Origin of the sequence: endosymbiont of Lamellibrachia barhami (assembly GCF_011947365.2) — a bacterium.
Classification (GTDB): Bacteria; Pseudomonadota; Gammaproteobacteria; order Chromatiales; family Chromatiaceae; genus QGON01.
On the sequence record NZ_JAAVSH020000001.1, the window covers coordinates 616025 to 634028 of the forward strand.

Here is an 18004-nt window from a genome sequence, read left to right on the forward strand (position 1 = left end):
CCACTACTTAAATTTTCTATTATTGATTGATGGCTTTAACAGCAGCTTTGAAAAAGGTTTGAATGCCGATTGGCTCCTCTATGCAATGAGTCGCTCCAGCAACTAGCCCCGACTCCATGGCTCCGCGCTCCTCACGCGCTGAAATCAGCAATACAGGGATACCGGCAATGGAACCACCCTTGATTTCACGCAATCTTTCTATAAATGGTATTGCTTCCTGGTCATCCTGTTTCCAACCATAAACAATGAGGTTGGGTTTGTGGCTTTCGAGTGACTGCATTGCATCATCTGCATGAGAATATTGCTGAATTTCCCTAACATCTGCAATTTCAAGGATGCTGGCGATGATGTTACTGAAATTTTGACTCTTACTGACGATCAGGATTGCGGTCTCATTCCAGTTGACGGACTTCGGGATCAAATCATCGGTGTCCACCATATCTGGCTGTTCTGAATCCGTTTGTAGAGATCTGGTTATACCAAGAACCTCGGGGTTATTTTCCGCATACGGACGAAATCCTATGTCTTGTTTCAGGATGTGATTCATGAGCCAGTTTTTCAGGAAGTCCAGGAGTTCGTCTTGAACTATATCGTCTTTTTTCTCAAAAAAACGGTGCGCGATATCTGCGACCTGATCTGTGAGCTTTTCATGTTGTCGCTTGTGATCCTCAAATGAAGGGTATCTGCAAGCCAGCATCACCCGTTCTTCTCGGGAAAAATGATAAAGGGTGTAATCAATCAACGTGTTTAGGGCACTGCCCAGGGCCTTTTGATCCTCCATTGTGCCGATTTGGGCATAAAGTTGATTGATCAGTTTAACAATGATTTTATGATCCTGATCGATCGAAGGATTGCCGACGCTCATAGACTCCGACCATTCTATAAAATCCACAGCCTTACTCCACACGATTCATGGCATATGTAACATTTTGCCCTTCCAATATGGCGCAAGCAAGGGCAAATAAGTGCCTGTGGCCATCGGAAGATAATTGGGGAGCACTGCTTCGCGGTTCTGACTGTCTGCCGCTGGTTGATAAACAGCCTACTGTAGAAGTCACTCTGCACCCCGTCACATCCCTCAGGCTTCAGATATGGACATTGCTTAGCCGTCACCACGGCCTTCGACATTCACACGTTGAGCTGTAGACTGCAACTGTCTAAGCTGTTCTGTGATCCAAGAAAGTTTCAGGAGAGATCCTCCATTTAGCAGGATCCACAGCACTAATAATCTTGATCTCATCCCCCTTTTGCTTAGCTGAGAGATCTACGTCCTGGGGAGTGAGGAACTGACGTTTGATGGAGTCAAAAACGATCCTGATCTTTGGGGACAAAAGATCTTTCTTGCCTGATTCTACAACCACGGCAAACCGTGCATCCGAGAGGGAAACCAATGAACCGATGGGATAGATCCCTATACAGTGGATGAAGCTCTGAAGCAGCTCCTGATTGAAGCGCGATTTGCCCCAGGTGACCAGTTTTACCAATGCAGTATGGGGAGACATCACCTCACCGTACACCCGGTCCGCCGTGAGGGCATCATAAACATCGACGATGGCCGCCATCTGTCCATAAAGCGAGATCTCATCACCGCGCTTCCCATCCAGATATCCGGTCCCGTCCAGACGTTCATGATGCTCTGTGGCAATACTCAGAATGATATCGGAAATACCCGGCACCGCCTCCAGGAGTTCCTTGCCGTAGACCACGTGCTTTTTCATGATGGCAAACTCCTGATCGGTCAGTTTGCCGGGTTTATTTAGGATTTTCTGTGGTGTCTTGATCTTACCAATGTCATGCAGCAACCCCCCAATGCCGATCTGCAGCAGATCCTCTTCAGGAAAATTGAGATGTTTGGCGAAAGTGGTCAATAGGACAGATACACTGACTGAGTGCTCGAATATGTATTTATCCATCTTTCGGATTCGGGTGAGACCAAGCAGCGCGTCTTCATTGCTCATGATAGAGGAGACTATCCCCTCGACCACCGGATTGACTCGCTCCAGCTCGACCTGACGCCCCAGCCGCACGTCTTCCATTATATCTGCGACTACCTGGGTCGCCTCCTTTTTTACCTTGGACGCACGTGCCAGCTCCTCAGTCATACTCTTGGTCCGGGTCGATTTCCGGCTAGCCTCCGAGTCCACCAGAACCCTTTCAGGAGACTTTTTTCCGCCTCATAAGCAACATCATGCTTTTCTATATCGATCCCTTTGTCAGTATCGATGTAAAGCTCACGGATTCCTGCATTTCGGATCGCACTGATCTGCATCTTGTTTTTGATTTTGAACTTGTTTACTGCAAAAGGGTGTTTCATCCAGTTGCAGCTAAGATCATGGACATACATCCCAATCGTCAAACTGGATACATCAATCTTTTTTATCATTTCGATGCTCTACCTGATTGTGTCCCAGACTCATCGCTTGAAACTTTATTGGCCCCAATTTAGAAACCCTTTTATCTCCGCCTCGGCACTCCTTGGCTATCTCCCGGACATTTATCCGCGTACCGGGGAGGCCAAGGGCAAGAAGGGCTTCCTGTTCCGCCTCCATTCGCCTAGCCCACTGACGGGCATAGGTTTTCTTTGGGTGGGACTTGGGTTTGAGGATTTTGCCTTCTTTTTTGAGGATGGCCTTGTCTTTGCCATTTGGCAATCGTAGCCACTGGAATTCTTCTCCCAAATACCTTCACAGTCATGTCAAAACAAACTGAGGAGGAAAATGGCAATAAAAAAGCCCCTGGAATCAGAGGCTCAAATATGGTGGCCAGGCGCGGAATCGAACCACGGACACGGGGATTTTCAGTCCCCTGCTCTACCGACTGAGCTACCTGGCCATAAATCAGAGCGCGTATTACAGCGATCTTGGGGCAGTTAGTCAAGCGGATACTGGATATTTCTCACCTTCCTCAAACAGCGCCAATTCACTGCAGTTTCATGAGCCGGGTAGAGTGAACTCAGGCGGGTTCGCAACGCCTTCACCAAAAAAGTAATTTTCCATCTGATCCTCGAGAAACTTCCTCGCCTTCGGATCCATGGGGCTGAGGCGGTTTTCATTGATCAGCATGGTCTGAAACTTGAGCCACTCTGCCCATGCCTCTTTGGAGACGTTATCGAAGATCCTCTGGCCCAGATCACCGGGATAGGGTATGCGGTCCAGTCCTTCGGCTTCACGATTCAGTTTGACGCAGTTTACGGTACGGCTCATGGGGGCTCTCCTAGGGGGATACTATTGGGAGAAATACCGCCGCCAGCCGGCCGGTTATCCGACACTGCCAACAGTTGAATACTTCTCCAGCTCATTGATGATTCGTGAAACCGGCGCAGCCAGTCCCAGTCCAGAGGAATCCTGGGTTTTATACCAGATACGATCACCTGCATCCAAGACTGCGTTACTGGGGTTATTGGCGTACATCCGCAGTGGCGTTATGTCGAGATGGAAGTGGGTGAAGGTGTGTCGCCTCAAAGGCATCTCTTGCAGCACACCTGCCTTGATCACGAAATGCTCCCGGCACCAGGCCGATGGTTCCCGGGATGCAGGGCACTCCGGAAAACTCCAAAGTCCGCCCCAAATTCCCACCGGCGGTCTGCGCTCCAACAACACTGCGCCCTCGCCATTTTGTACGACCAGCATCTTAGCCTGCTTCACCGGCAATGTTCTCTTTGGACGGGGAGAGGGAAACGCCCGTTGATGGCCGCTCGCATTGGCCATACATTGCCGCTTCAGTGGACAGACCGCGCAGCCCGGCTGCCCGCGCCGACAAACAGTCGCGCCCAGATCCATCATTGCCTGATTATAGGCCGCGACCCGCCTTTCCGGCGTGTAGGTTTCCGCCAGATGCCAGAGCTCCCTTGCAACCGCCGACTTGCTTGGCCAACCCTCAATTTCAAAACAGCGCGCCAACACCCTTTTTACATTACCATCGAGGATCGGATGGGATTGCCCCAACGCCAGAGAGAGGATTGCGCCGGCGGTGGAACGTCCAATCCCCGGCAGGGACTCAACCTGATCGATATCCTCGGGGAATCGGCCGGCATGACTATCCCGGATGACTGCTGCCGCCTTATGCAGATTACGGGCGCGGGCGTAGTACCCCAAACCCGACCAGTGGTGCAGTACCGCATCCTGGGAGGCGTTTGCCAGCTGTACCACATCGGGAAAACTGGCTATGAAACGCTCAAAGTAGGGGATGACCGTGGCCACCTGGGTCTGCTGCAACATAATCTCGGAGACCCAGATCCGGTAGGGATCCGCATCCCGCTGCCAGGGGAGATCATTGCGACCGAATTGGTCGAACCACTCAAGAATGGCCTGGGAGAATTTACGGGCATGCATGGCGAGAACCGCAGCCTGGATGGCATATAAGCGCCATCCAGGCCAGAGGGGATCAGAAGAGGCCCTTCAGGCCCCCTGGTAGCTTATCCATCAAACCTCCGGGCAGTTTCTCTTCCAGCTTCTCATTCAGTTTCTCTTTGAGTTTGGCCTTCTGACTCTCCGCCAACACCTTGCCAAGATCGATGTTCCAGTGCGGATCCGCCCAGGCGCCTTGGATATGCACCGGGATCGGCACCCCTTTGAGTTCCTCCAGCCCTTCTCCACCCTGACCCTTTCCGGAGCCGACTATCACCGGCTTGACCGTATAGTCGAGTGACTCCGCCACGAGGTTCACCTTGCCGGTGCCCTCCACCCGCAGAAAGGGGGATTTAGCCAGCAGATCACGATTGTCCAGTACACCATTACGTATAACGGCGCTGGCGCTCATCTCGGAGAAGTCGGTCTGCTCCGGCTCATTGGTTGCGGGGGGGGTCTTCCCCGTCAGTTTCGCTTTGGCATCACGAAGCATCTTCGCCAGGTTGATGCCTTTGATCGCGCCGTTGCGAAAATCGAAATCGAGCTTGCCGTTGAGGGTCTTTTTGAGCTGACTGACGGTCTGACCGGCACTGGTCAGATTGGCGTTGAAGCCACCCAGACCCGCCAACCGATCCTGGCCTGACACATCCTTCACCAAAGGGCCGGCCTGAATACCGCTGGCGCTCTGGTTGATCTTGAGTTTCGGCGTCTTGCCCCGCACATCGAGATCCACCGTCCCTTTGAGGGCGCCATCGTAGAAGCGTCCCACCTTCTGGTCGATATTCAGTTTGCCGCCTTTGCTCTTCACCTTGACCTGAATCGCCTCGGCACGGATATTGTTCGCCTTTACACTGCCCACCCGCAGGGTGCCGTCGAGATCGAGCTTGCGCAACATCGTGGCCCGCAACCCGTCTCTCCCAATCCCTGGCCGATACCCCCGCGGCAATGACGATCATCGGCAAAGAGATAATTCGTGCTTCCGGCTCCAGGAATATTCTATTTACTGCGACTGGCTGCCGGGTTTTGCGGTGAGCTTCTATTATTCTGGCTCCGGGCCGCAACCTATCACGGCCTGGCCGACCAGTATGCTCGCGACATGCAGGTACGCGCTGATCGATGGACGATCGGTTTACGATCCGGCTTTTGGTGGTGTTGCATGGGCCGACGCATGCCGATCGAGTCGACGAAATATCAGCGTATCGAAGAGGTGATTCAGGCCCAATGCCGCCGCCTATGGTTCAACTCATTTGCCGGCGTTGTCAACGGTATTATGCCGACCACCCACGTGATCGTCAGCGCAATGTTGAAAACCATCATAGGCGAAGGCAATGCGCGCAAGATTTATGGCCGTTATGCCGACTCGGTGGGGACTTCGCCTATAGGATTTCAGCCAACTACAGTGAATACGACGGTTTTGAAGAACGCGAAGACAGCGCCGACACCCGCTGGTTCAACTTCCACGGAGAGCAAACACTGGATAACGACGACACGGTGGAGTTTCGTGTCGGTTTCAGCCGGGGAAACTACGGCGAAGGCTGGTCGGATATCTTTCAGCAGACCAGGGTATTAAACAATCGTTACAACTTCCAACAGATAGCCTGGACTCATCAGCAATCCCCAAGCAATGAGTTTCGTCTCCAGTTTTATCATAACTACCAGCAGATAGAGGACAACTACCGTTCACCTGTCATCTCAGACGTCATCAAAGGGTTGGATGACCTGCAAGGCTTTCCTGAGCCGGTACGACCTGACATCTTCGCCCTTGGACTCTCTGGTGGGAACTACAATTTCCAGATGTTTCTGGATGAACTGAAACTCACCGACTCGCCTCTGACCCTCTCCTGGCTGGGTTTTGAGTCAGATAGATACGATCTGGAATTTCAGCAGACTCTGCAGACGTCAGATAACCTACGGTTAGTGTGGGGGGCGGGTGCGCGGCAGGATCGCGGAAAAAGTGTCTGGATCTTCCATCAATACGATGCCATCACGCGGAATCAAATACGACTCTTTGCCAACACAGAGTGGCATATCTCTCCCGCATGGGTTGTCAATGCCGGAGGAATGGTCGAGCGCTTTGAAGATAAGGATCCATTATTCTCTCCCCGCCTCGCAATCAATCACCACATCGATCAGAACAACACCATCAGGGCGAACGCTTCGCGCGCCTACCGCATGCCCACACTGCTGGAGGACCACATCAACCTCGTGGTCTTTCTCGATGAGCCGCTCAATGATGTGAACACCTGGGTGCTGGGAACCGGAAACCTGGACCCACAGTCCATCGACAGTTTTGAGCTGGGATATCTGGGCAGTTTCCCTGAAGTTGGCCTGACCCTGGATCTCAAACTGTTTCATGAAAAGATCGACAATATCATTAATGAATTCCGTAATTTGGATATTCCAGACCCGAACCGTGGACTGACCGACCCCATCGCCCTTGCAACACTGAACAATTTCAACGACCTGATTCAGGAGGGCGCAGACACCTACATAAACGCAGGTGAGGCGACAATCAATGGACTGGAGGTGAATCTTGACTTCAGGCCGACTCCGCGCGATTTGATTTTTCTCGGCTACGGCTACGCCAATACTTACGGCCAGGAAGGTTTCCTGATTCAGGATAGCACGATCCAAACCAGAAATAGTATTAGTGATAATGTTGCAAGTCATACCTTCAGCATCCTCGGCAGCCACCGTTTCGACAGTGGTATCCAGATCAGTTCGGCCTACTACTATGTTGGCGAAATGGTTTGGAGTGGTGAAGGCGACCTAATCCCAACCTTCAGGCGCTGGGATGTGAGACTGGGAAAAGAGTTCACTCTCCCGGGGATGGACGGAGAAATAGCGCTTATCGGACAAAACCTCAACGGTGGGCATGTGGATTTTTTCAACGCGCCGAGTCGTGACTTAGTCAACCGGTGGGAAACCCGTTTCTTTCTCCAAGCCTCTTTAGAATTTAGATAATTGTTGTCTAATCACGGTTGTTACAACGGATTAAAAACCGCTTAACCGATAAAGCGAAAAGAAAAGGAAGCCGAGACTTGTTTACTAACGGCGAATTGACAGCCCTGCGGACAGGTGATGCCCTGCCCGTATTGGGGCGTTTCTGCCGTATATTATTGTTGCTTTTTCTGGCACAGCATTTTATCGCTGGATATGTCTATTCACAGGAAATCGAAAGACAGCAGAATATTCTGATCATAAAAAGCGGAAACGCAACCGTTTACGGCAAGGTGATCAGTGCCATTGAACACTATTTTATTCTCTACTGCGAAAGACATCCCGACGTCTGCACTGAGGTCGACATCACATCATCAACCCCAACTGACCTGAAACCCGAATGGTCCAGACATAGCGACCTGATCATCACGCTCGGTACAAAAGCCGCAACATTCACACGGAATAATGGCGTCTCGAAAAAGACCATCCATGCCATGATACCGATGCTACCGAATAGAAACTCCAACATCAGCGACAGGTTCTTCCAGGAAGCAGATACGATCTATCTCAATCAACCACTTGAACGCAGCCTCAGGCTGGCAAAACTCTCTACAGGCGGAGGAAAACGTATCGGAATATTGATCCACAAGAATAACCGTCCTGCTGAATCCATCTTGCGAAAGAGCGAAAACAAGCTGGGGGTCACAATAACACTGGCAGAAGTTGTCGACAGCAAAGAACTTGGCAGCAAACTTGGAAAATTATTGGAAAGTTCGGACGTTCTTCTGGCGCTGCCCGATGCCAACATCCATAATAGAAAGACCATATCCAATATACTCACATCCACCTACCGCAAACAGGTGCCCGTTGTGGGATTTTCAGCCGCCTATGTAAAGGCCGGCGCCATTTCCGCTGTTCATTCCACCCCCGATGATATTGCGCGGCATATAGTCGATGTCTCCGCCAGCCATCTCAGCAAAAAAAACGATCTTATAAAAGGTCCGAAATACCCGAAATATTTCTCTGTCAGCGTCAATAGAAAGGTAGCAAGGTCATTGGGGATTAAACTTCCTTCAGAAACTCACCTCAGAGATCAGATCAGTGCAGGTGAAACACCATGATCCTGAATCAATTTAAAACCTTCAGAGCACAAGCATTAATTGCAGGATTACTGCCCGCAATCGCCTTGGCAGTGCCATTGATCACCTATCTGATCAATACGCAATTGGATAATCTGTTCGACGCATTCAATGAACGTGGACAGGCCATTGCCAATGAAGCCGCCGCATTAAGCACTACCGGATTGTTTACCCGTAACTCGACAACCCTGAAAACCAATCTAAAATCGATCTTTCGTCATAGTGACGTCAGTGAAATCCGGGTACTCGATGAATCAAACAACACACTTATCAATATAAATAGTCATCCCAATAATCCAGTGACAGGGAATAACAACGCCACCGACAACCACATTATTTTTCGTGCGCATGTCGGTCAGGAAATCATGGCGATTGATGTCTCCGACTATCCTGAACAAAACGAGGAACCTGAAATAACCACTTTGTCAGGTTCCGCACCACTAGGTAGTGTTGCCATCACTATCAGTACGAAAAAACTGCTGACCAACAAAAGCCGAATTATGCGCAACAGTCTTCTTATATTGTGGTTCGGGTTGATTGGAACCATTCTCTTCTCACTTGCACTCAGCAGGCGGGTTACGAGGCCAATTTCGCGCCTGACAAAGGCAGTGGTGCAAATGCAAGCCGGTGATTTCTCCACCTTGATTCCAGAAAAATCTTACCGGGAAATCGTCAGTCTTGAAGAGAGTTTCAACTCAATGGCCAGAGAGTTGAAACTGTCCCGGGAAAACATGCAACAGCAGATTGATCAGGCAACTTCAGACCTGATTCAAACAATGGAAGCACTGGAAATACAGAATATCGAACTCGACTTGGCAAGAAAACGTGCAGTCATGGCAAGCCATGTGAAATCAGAATTTCTTGCCAACATGAGCCATGAGATCAGAACACCCATGAATGGCGTTCTGGGTTTTGCGAACTTACTCAAAAATATGGACCTTGATAAAAAGCAGAAAGACATCGTCAACACAATCACCAAATCTGCTACCAACTTACTGGAGATCATCAACCATATCCTTGATTATTCAAAGCTTGAGTACGGCAGACTGGAACCAGACAGCTCAAGTTTCTCTGTAACCGAGTGTTTTGAAGATCCTGTTGTACTGCTGGCTCCATCGGCCCAGGACAAAAACCTGGAACTTGTACTGATGGTCTACTCGGACATTCCTGACAGACTGATCGGCGATATAACCAGAATCAGACAAATTCTTGTCAATCTGTTGAGCAATGCGATCAAATTCACTCACACGGGTGAAGTCATTGTTCGTGTCATGCTTGAGCGTGAAACAGATAGCGAGTGTACACTGAGCTTCACGGTAACCGACACAGGCATTGGTATCGACCGTGATGCACAAGAGTATCTTTTTCATGCATTTCAACAAGCTGATACATCTACCAGCAGAATGTATGGCGGCACCGGCCTTGGACTGAGCATTTCCAGGAAGTTGGTTCAATCGATGGGCGGCAGCATCGAGGTGGACAGTGCACGTGGGCAGGGCTCCTGTTTCCGGGTCACGCTGACTCTGAAAAAAGATGACTCTGAAAGCAACAAACCGCAATCAGCACAATTTTATAACAAAAGTTGCCTGATCATCGATCAGCACAAACTATCTCGCCTATCCATCAAACATCAATTTCTTAAACGAGGATTTTTGACCAAGGATTTGGAGACTGTTGACACAGAGGAGCCGATCATCTCTCTTGCAGATTTGATCGTATGCGGCTTTACAAAAGACGAAATCACCTCAGGTAACGCAGATATAACAGCAAAAGGTTTTCTGACTTCTTTCAATCTTCCTGTCCTGGTACTTCTCAGCACATCAGACCGAAACACCATAGAAAATTTCCACATCGACAATACTACCTGGTCTCTTTCCAAACCCTTGGACAGCGAAACTCTCGACAACGTCCTTAAGGAGATTTTTTCCGCCGGTGAAGCTCACGACCACTCAACAATTGCCTCAAACATTGATCGCGACACCTCATTAAGGGGGAAAAGGATCCTTGTCGTAGATGACAATCACATTAACCTGGAACTGGTGAACATCCTCCTTTCTGAAAAGGGCGCTGTTGTTTCAGAGGCGAATACCGGCATCGAAGCCATTGATCTGGCTACAAAGAAGCAGTTTGACCTGATACTAATGGATGTCCACATGCCGAAACTAAAAGGTACGGACGCTGCAATAAGAATTCGTGAGAACTGTGCGAATCGTTCCAACTCACCGCCGATCGTCGCACTCACTGCTGACGTGGTACCCGAGACACGAAATGAGGTAATAGCTGCGGGCATGGATGGTTATCTGCTAAAACCACATACGGAATCTCAACTTCTGAACGTAATACTTCCACTGTTAAGGGGGGAAAAACCTCAACTGGCTCAGGTGATGGCAACCGCAAATGAGTCAGTTGACTCAGACACTGACCTCCCAATCAGGGACAAAGAAAAAGCGTTAAATATTGCTGGCGGCAATACAAAACTTGTTGATGAAATGTTCAACCAGTTTTGCAACGAACTGCCGGAACAGGCCGGGGTAATCCGTGGGAATCATGCTGCCCGGCAGTGGGACGATCTCAGAGAGAATGTTCACCGCCTGCATGGAGCCACTTCGATCTGTGGGGTTCCTGCATTGAATCTTGCTGTTACACACTTGGAAGCGGCCTGCAAATCAAGAGACGAAGCAAAAACTCTGGAAAAACTGCAGCGATTCAATCACGAAGTCGAACGTCTCCTTGATTTCAGTAGCCAGGAGCTGCACAACGATTAACAGGACGTAGGATGCTGGTGAGCTTGCGAACCGCATCAGTCGAGTCGGGAAATCACGCGAGCGATGCGGTTCGCAAGCTCACCACATCCTACATACTTGTTTCAGACAGATAATGTCTATTGAGCCTTACTGATCACCGCCGTGCAGTTTGTTCCACCAAAACCAAACGCATTCACTATGGCAGTACGATTTCTGGACAAAGGCTGGGCCTTGTTCGCCACATAGTTCAAGTCACACTTGGGATCAGGGTCATCCAGGTTGATGGTGGGGATGGCGATACCCTTGTTGAGGCTCAACAGTGCCGAGATCAGCCCAAAGACACCCGAAGCACCCAAAGTATGCCCCACTTGCCTGAAGTCATCGGAACATCGGCGGCACGCTCACCAAACACCGCTTTTATGGCGTCGGTTTCTATCACATCGTTAGCCTCGGTCCCGGTGCCATGGGCATGGATATAGTCAACATCATCGGGCGTCATACCCGCGCTCTTCAGCGCATCCCCCATCACATCGATCTCATGCTCCATACTCGGACGAGTGAGATGGCCGTGACAGGTATTGGAGGCGTATCCATCCACAAAACCAAGAATTTCGGCACCGCGGCTACGAGCACGCACGTCGAGCAGGTTCTCCTCGAATTTGGTGGTGAGCGTCGACAGCGACTGGCTGATCTCCTTGAAACGGGTCTTTTTGTCGGCAGAGAGGTCGACACCGGAGAGGTGGAAATCGAGCAGGGCGTCATCCAGTACCTTATGTTGAACGGGGTTCAGGTCTTTCTGCTGCTCGGCGACAGCCTTAAAGGCGGCGAAGAGCTCGGCATTCTGCCCCATCTCGGTGCCGTATTCACTCAGCTTGGGCAGGCAGGTGTTGTAGGCGCTTCGCAGCGCTTCGTTGTTGACCACCGAATTCATGTGGCTGACGGGAGACCAGGCGCGGCTGAGCCGGTCGTCGAGTCGCTCCATCGGTTCCACCAGATTGTTCCATGTGAACCGCTGCGCTCCCTTGAGCAGTGCCTCGATCTGTTCCCGGTTGTGGGACAACAGATGGTCCAGGGCGGGTTCCACATGATCGGGCTTGATCCGGGAAAAGGCTGGTAGGCCGTCCATCTCCAACAGGGGGTTGTTCATCTGTGATAACTCCGGAATTGAGAAAACGAATGATAGCGGGGAGATGGGGGGTGACTCAGTGAAAACCAACCCCGGATAAATCGGGGGGGTTGCAGGCATGATCAAACGCAGTGGATCAGGCAAAAGCGTCTAGTCGTTGAAAAAAGGTGTCTGTTCCGCCTGTGTGGGTTGTTTCATATAGTGGATGATATTGTTTGGCTCAAAGGGAACGCCCTTGTACAGATCGCAGAGATAACGGCTGTAGAGCGTATGCCGGTAGTTATCCGATCCGCTGAGGATAATCTTTTTCCAGAGCGGTTTTTTCAGGGCCTTCAGGCCCTTGTTGCTGCCGTATGCGTAGACCTTGTATTGGCGGTTGCCACAATGAAATCCCTCGTAAGAGGTGTTGAGAGCGCCACGGTTCGAGCGGATGGCGAGCAGCACCCGGATGGCATTGTCCTCCCCAGGTTGCAGCGTGCTGCGATCGATAAAAAAACGGAAGCGTCCGCTGCTGTCAGTGACCTGGAATTCGGTCAGTTGATCCTCGTTCAGATCTTTCGGCAGGGTGACCTTTCCCTCCTCCCAGACATACTCTTCAACCTTCAGGTTGGGTCTGTCGGTGGGTTGATCGATAAATGGACGATCCTTCGCGTTCAACAACAGGGGAAGTGAGAGCAGCAGTAGTGGGAGGTATCGGTAGTGCATGGTTTTCCTGGAGTTCATTGTCACGGATTTGACCGCAGGTCTGGCGCTTGGTTCGGATCCGTAGATCCAGTAATGAAGGGGTCGGAGTCAAATTTGACTCCGACCCCTGTGAACTTGGATGGGGATATTACCATGCCAGGGTCGATCATGCGGCAAACCGCGTGGCCAGCATCCAGGTGCTGACACCGCCAAGGAGGAAAAACCCCGCGATGAAACCGAAGGCAAAACGGCGGTAGCGTTTGACGAGGGCGAATTCTGCGTTGGAGGAGATAATAAAAGGGCGGTTGGAGTCGGGCTGGCTCAGGGTGTGCAGCGACGGATGATCCTCTATCAACTGTTCACTGGCGACCTCGCGTTCAGCCTTGCGCCGGGCCGATTCCCACTCACCCATGTCGATGGCGCCATTGCCGTCCCGGTCGAAACGCGCGAGCAGTCCGGCGCGGTCCTGTTTCCACTGGCGCAGGCGTTCCCGCACCATATCCTGCCGCATGGCGAGCCGGTCCGCCTCGCCAAAGGATTTAAACAGGCCGATGGCGTAGAGTGGATCGCCGGGGTAGATGGTCTCCTCGGTATAGCGGTAGTGGCCACCCGAGCGGTAGCTGCGGATGTTGAGGTTAAGTCCAAAGAGGGTGGTTGAGCTGTTGAAATCAAGCCCTCCCGTTGCCGGCCCGGTTTGAGGCAGGCTGTTGCTGCCGTACCAGACACTCTTTTCGCTGGGGGTGACTGCGGCGCCATCGGGGTCGACGATACACTCGCCGCTCTCATCCTTGAGCAGAAACAGTCCCTCACTGCCACCCTGGCGAACGGTGCGCCACCCCTTCTCTCCCCTGCGTTCGATCTTGAAGCGGAACCAGCAGCATGGGCTGTGGGTGAGCGGGGTGATGATGGGCTCCCCTTTCATTGCCGCCGCTTCGCCGTTTAGCTCCACATAACCCTGATGGGCGGAACGGATGCGAGAGGTAGGGGTGTCCTCTATGGTCCGGGCGTGTGCCAGGTTACGAAACGAGAAGAAGAGTGCGGCGAGGCTCAACAGGGAGAGTGCGCCGGCCCAGACCCAGAACTCCAGGGTCGGCAGGGCAAGCAGATCGGCAGACATCAGCCGAACAGGGTGCCGACATTCACGTCTCTGATCTCTTCCTCGTCAAACTCAAGCAGTTCAGCCCCCTTGAAATTAAAACGACTGGCCAGCAGGATATCGGGAAACTGCTCGATGCGCACATTGTTGTTGTTGGCGCTCTCATTGTAAAACTCCCGCCGGTCGGCGATGCTGTTCTCCAGGCCGGTGATGCGGGCCTGGAGATGCTGAAAGCCGTCGTTGGCCTTCAGATCGGGGTAGTTCTCCGCCACGGCGAAGAGATTGCCGAGACCGAGGCGCAACGCGCTCTCAGCGCTGCCGACGGCCCCAACGTCCCCCTGCTGGCGGGCGCTGGCAACGGCGGAGCGGGCCAGCATCACCCGCTCCAGGGTCTCCTGTTCAAACTTCATGTACTGCTTGCAGGTCTCCACCAGTTTGGGCAGTTCGTCGTGACGCTGCTTCAACAGCACATCGATATTCGACCAGGCCTGGGTTACGCTATGCTTGAGCCGCACCAGATTGTTGTAGATCATTATTCCGTAGATGAGCGTGGCGATGGCCATGCCGGCAATCACAAACAGTACAATTTCCATTATTCAACTCCGCTTATGTCCAATATCCGACCCTTTGAATCTAGCATGCCACAGGTTGCCAACGATGCCTGGATCGATGAAACCGCCGTCGTGATCGGCAATGTGAGCATCGGTTCTCACTCTTCTGTCTGGCCCATGACCGTCATTCGCGGCGATGTGCACGCGATTCGTATCGGCAGTGAGAGCAATCTGCAGGACGGTTGCGTGCTGCATGTCTCTCACGACAGCAAATACCGGCCGGGTGGCTCCCCATTGACCCTGGGTGACCGGGTCACGGTGGGGCACAAGGCGGTGCTGCACGGCTGTAATATTGCCGACAGTTGTTTTATCGGCATGGGGTGCACAATTCTTGATGGCGCCGTGTTGGAATCGCGCACCATGTTGGGGGCCGGCTCACTGGTACCCTCTGGAAAACACCTTGAGGGGGGCTATCTCTGGGTGGGAACACCGGCTCGGCGGGTGCGCCCCCTCAGCGATCAGGAGTTGGAATATCTCGATTACTCTGCGGCACACTATGTGCGGTTGATGAAAAAACACGCGGGAAAGTAGCTATTCAGCTCACTGTTTGATTGGCCCCATAACAGCGCAAAAATGCAGGACGTAGGATGCTGGTGAGCTTGCGAACCGCATCATTCGCGATCGATGCCGTTCGTTTCTCACCACATCCTACATGGGCAGCCAGCATGGGTGCTTTTTTGCCGTGATCTGAATCGTTCCCAGTGGTTATTCTTAAACTTGCATCTCTATGATATTGCTGTAATTATTAGTTTAATGCAGTCGATTGACCGGAGGATGGCAAATGGACGTGTTTATCGGGAATCTGCCGGCAGAAGCCAGGTTGCTGGAGATACAGGATCTGCTGGGCGGCCTGTCAGTGCATACTCGCTTTGAGCGCCGCATGGGATGCGACTGCTTCGACAAGGATTATCACTTCTTCATCGTCTTCACCTCATCGGACAGTGAGGGTCGGGCGTTGATCAAGGCGCTGAACGGTAAAATCTTCGATGGCTGTCGTATTACCGCCCGCGAGTTTATCAAACGCGCCGATTGTAATGCCCCAGCTCGGGATTGGGATCGTCGGGAACGCCGCTTTAACCGCGCAACATCTGAATAACCGGAACGGTATCAGGCAGGATATCGCGCCACAGCCGGAAGGATTCGGCCGCCTGCTCCACCAGCATGCCCAGACCATCCAGCGCCCGGGCGGCATGACGCTCCCGCGCCCATTTTTGAAATGCTGTGGGTTCATCCCCGTACATCATGTCGTAACACCAGCTGCCTTTTGTCAGTACACCTTCGGGAATCTTCGGCACCTCTCCACCAAGACCTGCGGCAGTGCCGTTGATGATCAGATCGAACTGCATGCCCTCAAGTTCATCCAGACCACAGCCCGCCACCGGGCCGAAGCCGCTTAGGACGGTGGCCAGAGAATAGGCCTTGGCCGCAGTGCGATTGGCGATGATGAGCCGCTTCGGCTGTTCTTCGAGCAGGGGGTGCACCACGCCGCGGACCGCGCCACCGGCGCCGAGTATCAGGACCCGCTTTCCCTTGAAGCGAAAGCCGTGGTTGATGGTAAGGTCGCGCACCAGGCCGATGCCAATGGTATTGTCGCCCCCACTTGCTGCTTCGAGCCGATCAGGGTATTGACCGCCGGCGGTGTGGGCCCGCTTGCTGAGCTCATCCGCCAGACGCCAGGCCGCCCTTTGAAACGGCACGGTAATGTTGAGCCCCTGGCCGCCATCCTGAGAAAAACGTGTTACGTCGCCCTCGAAGTCGTCGAGGCTACCAAGCAGGCGGGTGTATTCCGATGGACTCCCCGGTTTGTGCCGCAAAAGCGGCGTGGATCAGCGGGATTTGCTGTGTTCGATGGGGTTGCTGATGACGGCGTAGTTGTCGGTCATGGTGATTACTCATTCAACCACTGTGCCACCTCTTTGGCGAAGTAGGTCAGTATGCTGCGTCGGTGCCGGCGCGTTTGAAACAGAGCAGGGACTCCAGCACCACTGCCTGTTTGTCGAGCCAGCCGTTTGCGTGGCGGCCATGAGCATGGCGTGGTCTACCACTGACCTTGATAAGCGTAGGTGGTCGGGACCCTGAAGGTCTCTTTCTACCCGGCGCACCACGTCGAGGCAGGGTATGCCCGGTTTTAACATCACCATGTCGGCCCTCCTGCAGACGATCGAGGGCAACCGTGCAGCGCCTTCGTCGGTATTACTGGCGGGATCTTTGCTACGTGTTTATCGGGAATCTGCCGGCAGAAGCCAGGTTGCTGGAGATACAGGATCTGCTGGGCGGCCTGTCAGTGCATACTCGCTTTGAGCGCCGCATGGGACGCGACTGCTTCGATAAGGATTATCACTACTTCATCGTCTTTACCGATTCAGACGATGAGGGCCTGGCGTTGATCGATTCTCTGAATGGCAGACTCTTCGATGGCTGTCGTATCACCGCCCGCGAGTTTATCAAACGCGCCGATTGCAATGCCCCGGCTCGGGATTGGGATCGTCGGGAACGCCGCTTCAGCCGCGCAACATCTGAATAACCGGAACGGTATCAGGCAGGATATTACGCCACAGCCGGAAGGATTCTGCCGCCTGCTCCACCAGCATACCCAGACCATCCAGCGCCCTGGCGGCATGACGCTCCCGCGCCCATCTTTGAAATGCGGTGGGTCCATCCCCGTACATCATGTCGTAACACCAGCCGCCTTTTGTCAGTACACCTTCGGGAATCTTCGGCACCTCTCCACCAAGACTTGCCGCAGTGCCGTTGATGATCAGATCGAACTGCATGCCCTCAAGTTCATCCAGACCACAGCCCGCCACCGGGCCGAAGCCGCTTAGGCCGGTGGCCAGAGAATAGGCCTTGGCCGCAGTGCGATTGGCGATGATGAGCCGCTTCGGCTGTTCTTCGAGCAGGGGGCGCACCACGCCACGGACCGCGCCACCGGCGCCGAGTATCAGAACCCGCTTTCCTTTGAAGCGAAAACCGTGGTTGATGGTAAGGTCGCGCACCAGGCCGATGCCATCGGTATTGTCGCCCCTCAATTTGCCGTTTTCGAGCCGGATCAGGGTATTGACCGCGCCGGCGGTGTGGGCCCGCTTGCTGAGCTTATCCGCCAGACGCCATGCCGCCTCTTTGAACGGCACGGTAATGTTGAGCCCCTGGCCGCCATCCTTGAGAAAACGTGCCACGTCGCCCTCGAAGTCGTCGAGGTTACCAAGCAGGCGGGTGTATTCGATGGACTCCCCGGTTTGTCTTGCAAAAGCGGCGTGGATCAGCGGGGATTTGCTGTGTTCGATGGGGTTGCCGATGACGGCGTAGTTGTCGGTCATG

The 18004-nt window shown here is 52.8% G+C and carries 19 protein-coding genes, 1 tRNA gene and 1 pseudogene; 6 read left to right on the plus strand and 15 right to left on the minus strand.

Annotated elements, in window-relative coordinates:
* Positions 1 to 19: 19 nt before the first annotated feature.
* The 8 genes from G9Q73_RS20295 to G9Q73_RS02660 form a co-directional block, all read right to left on the minus strand.
* The gene (locus tag G9Q73_RS20295) at positions 20 to 892 is read right to left on the minus strand and encodes a bacteriohemerythrin (RefSeq protein WP_177418385.1); all 873 of its coding nucleotides are present in this window, start codon (positions 890 to 892) and stop codon (positions 20 to 22) included.
* 265 nt (positions 893 to 1157) lie between these two features.
* On the minus strand, positions 1158 to 2102 hold the full coding sequence (locus G9Q73_RS02635; RefSeq protein WP_246344936.1) for an HD-GYP domain-containing protein: 945 nt from the start codon (positions 2100 to 2102) through the stop codon (positions 1158 to 1160).
* Positions 2099 to 2383, minus strand: a complete 285-nt coding sequence (locus G9Q73_RS19335) for a DUF3391 domain-containing protein (RefSeq protein ID WP_246344938.1) — start codon at positions 2381 to 2383, stop codon at positions 2099 to 2101. Before G9Q73_RS19335 ends, G9Q73_RS02635 begins: the two co-directional genes overlap by 4 nt.
* Entirely contained in the window at positions 2367 to 2678 is a 312-nt protein-coding gene (locus tag G9Q73_RS02640; RefSeq protein ID WP_177418386.1) for a hypothetical protein, read from the minus strand. Before G9Q73_RS02640 ends, G9Q73_RS19335 begins: the two co-directional genes overlap by 17 nt.
* 78 nt (positions 2679 to 2756) lie before the next feature.
* Positions 2757 to 2832: transfer RNA gene (locus G9Q73_RS02645), tRNA-Phe, on the minus strand.
* 98 nt (positions 2833 to 2930) lie between these two features.
* The gene (locus G9Q73_RS02650) at positions 2931 to 3203 is read right to left on the minus strand and encodes an oxidative damage protection protein (protein ID WP_177418387.1); all 273 of its coding nucleotides are present in this window, start codon (positions 3201 to 3203) and stop codon (positions 2931 to 2933) included.
* A gap of 54 nt (positions 3204 to 3257) precedes the next feature.
* Entirely contained in the window at positions 3258 to 4331 is a 1074-nt protein-coding gene (gene mutY, locus G9Q73_RS02655) for an A/G-specific adenine glycosylase (RefSeq protein ID WP_177418388.1), read from the minus strand.
* 52 nt (positions 4332 to 4383) lie between these two features.
* A complete protein-coding gene (locus G9Q73_RS02660) occupies positions 4384 to 5253 on the minus strand; it encodes an AsmA family protein (protein ID WP_246344940.1) in 870 nt (289 codons plus the stop codon).
* Between the two features lie 326 nt (positions 5254 to 5579).
* Between G9Q73_RS02660 and G9Q73_RS02665 the strand changes: the two genes are divergently transcribed.
* From G9Q73_RS02665 to G9Q73_RS02675, 3 genes are read left to right on the plus strand one after another with little or no spacing between them, the layout of a single operon-like run.
* Positions 5580 to 7310, plus strand: a complete 1731-nt coding sequence (locus tag G9Q73_RS02665; RefSeq protein ID WP_177418389.1) for a TonB-dependent receptor plug domain-containing protein — start codon at positions 5580 to 5582, stop codon at positions 7308 to 7310.
* 17 nt (positions 7311 to 7327) lie between these two features.
* Positions 7328 to 8407 (plus strand): ABC transporter substrate-binding protein, encoded by a 1080-nt coding sequence (locus tag G9Q73_RS02670; protein WP_177418390.1) that lies wholly within the window; start codon positions 7328 to 7330, stop codon positions 8405 to 8407.
* Entirely contained in the window at positions 8404 to 11190 is a 2787-nt protein-coding gene (locus G9Q73_RS02675) for an ATP-binding protein (protein WP_177418391.1), read from the plus strand. Before G9Q73_RS02670 ends, G9Q73_RS02675 begins: the two co-directional genes overlap by 4 nt.
* 116 nt (positions 11191 to 11306) lie before the next feature.
* Here G9Q73_RS02675 and G9Q73_RS20120 read toward each other — a convergent pair.
* From G9Q73_RS20120 to G9Q73_RS02700, 4 genes and pseudogenes are all read right to left on the minus strand, one after another.
* A pseudogene (locus tag G9Q73_RS20120) lies at positions 11307 to 12415 on the minus strand (hypothetical protein).
* Between the two features lie 30 nt (positions 12416 to 12445).
* Positions 12446 to 13000, minus strand: coding sequence for a CNP1-like family protein (locus G9Q73_RS02690; protein WP_218649914.1), 555 nt, complete (start codon positions 12998 to 13000; stop codon positions 12446 to 12448).
* 145 nt (positions 13001 to 13145) lie between these two features.
* Positions 13146 to 14096 (minus strand): GIDE domain-containing protein, encoded by a 951-nt coding sequence (locus G9Q73_RS02695; protein ID WP_177418398.1) that lies wholly within the window; start codon positions 14094 to 14096, stop codon positions 13146 to 13148.
* Positions 14096 to 14668, minus strand: coding sequence for a LemA family protein (locus G9Q73_RS02700; RefSeq protein ID WP_177418400.1), 573 nt, complete (start codon positions 14666 to 14668; stop codon positions 14096 to 14098). The genes G9Q73_RS02695 and G9Q73_RS02700 overlap by 1 nt, the downstream gene beginning before the upstream one ends.
* 45 nt (positions 14669 to 14713) lie before the next feature.
* On the opposite strand from G9Q73_RS02700, the gene G9Q73_RS02705 reads away from it, so the two are divergent.
* Entirely contained in the window at positions 14714 to 15217 is a 504-nt protein-coding gene (locus G9Q73_RS02705) for a gamma carbonic anhydrase family protein (protein WP_246344942.1), read from the plus strand.
* A 250-nt stretch (positions 15218 to 15467) separates the two neighbouring features.
* A complete protein-coding gene (locus G9Q73_RS02710; RefSeq protein ID WP_177418402.1) occupies positions 15468 to 15782 on the plus strand; it encodes an RNA-binding protein in 315 nt (104 codons plus the stop codon).
* Here the strand turns inward: G9Q73_RS02710 and aroE (G9Q73_RS02715) are convergent.
* Both aroE (G9Q73_RS02715) and G9Q73_RS02720 read right to left on the minus strand, forming a co-directional pair.
* Positions 15760 to 16500 carry a shikimate dehydrogenase gene (gene aroE / locus G9Q73_RS02715; protein ID WP_369408818.1) on the minus strand — a complete coding sequence of 247 codons (741 nt, stop codon included), beginning with the start codon at positions 16498 to 16500 and terminating at the stop codon, positions 15760 to 15762. The genes G9Q73_RS02710 and aroE (G9Q73_RS02715) overlap by 23 nt on opposite strands.
* A gap of 115 nt (positions 16501 to 16615) precedes the next feature.
* Positions 16616 to 16843, minus strand: coding sequence for a porphobilinogen synthase (locus G9Q73_RS02720; RefSeq protein WP_369408933.1), 228 nt, complete (start codon positions 16841 to 16843; stop codon positions 16616 to 16618).
* Positions 16844 to 16901: 58 nt separating this feature from the next.
* On the opposite strand from G9Q73_RS02720, the gene G9Q73_RS02725 reads away from it, so the two are divergent.
* Positions 16902 to 17210, plus strand: a complete 309-nt coding sequence (locus G9Q73_RS02725) for an RNA-binding protein (protein ID WP_177418404.1) — start codon at positions 16902 to 16904, stop codon at positions 17208 to 17210.
* On the opposite strand, the gene aroE (G9Q73_RS02730) is transcribed toward G9Q73_RS02725, so the two are convergent.
* Positions 17188 to 18003, minus strand: coding sequence for a shikimate dehydrogenase (gene aroE, locus G9Q73_RS02730; RefSeq protein WP_177418406.1), 816 nt, complete (start codon positions 18001 to 18003; stop codon positions 17188 to 17190). The genes G9Q73_RS02725 and aroE (G9Q73_RS02730) overlap by 23 nt on opposite strands.
* Position 18004 lies beyond the last annotated feature (1 nt).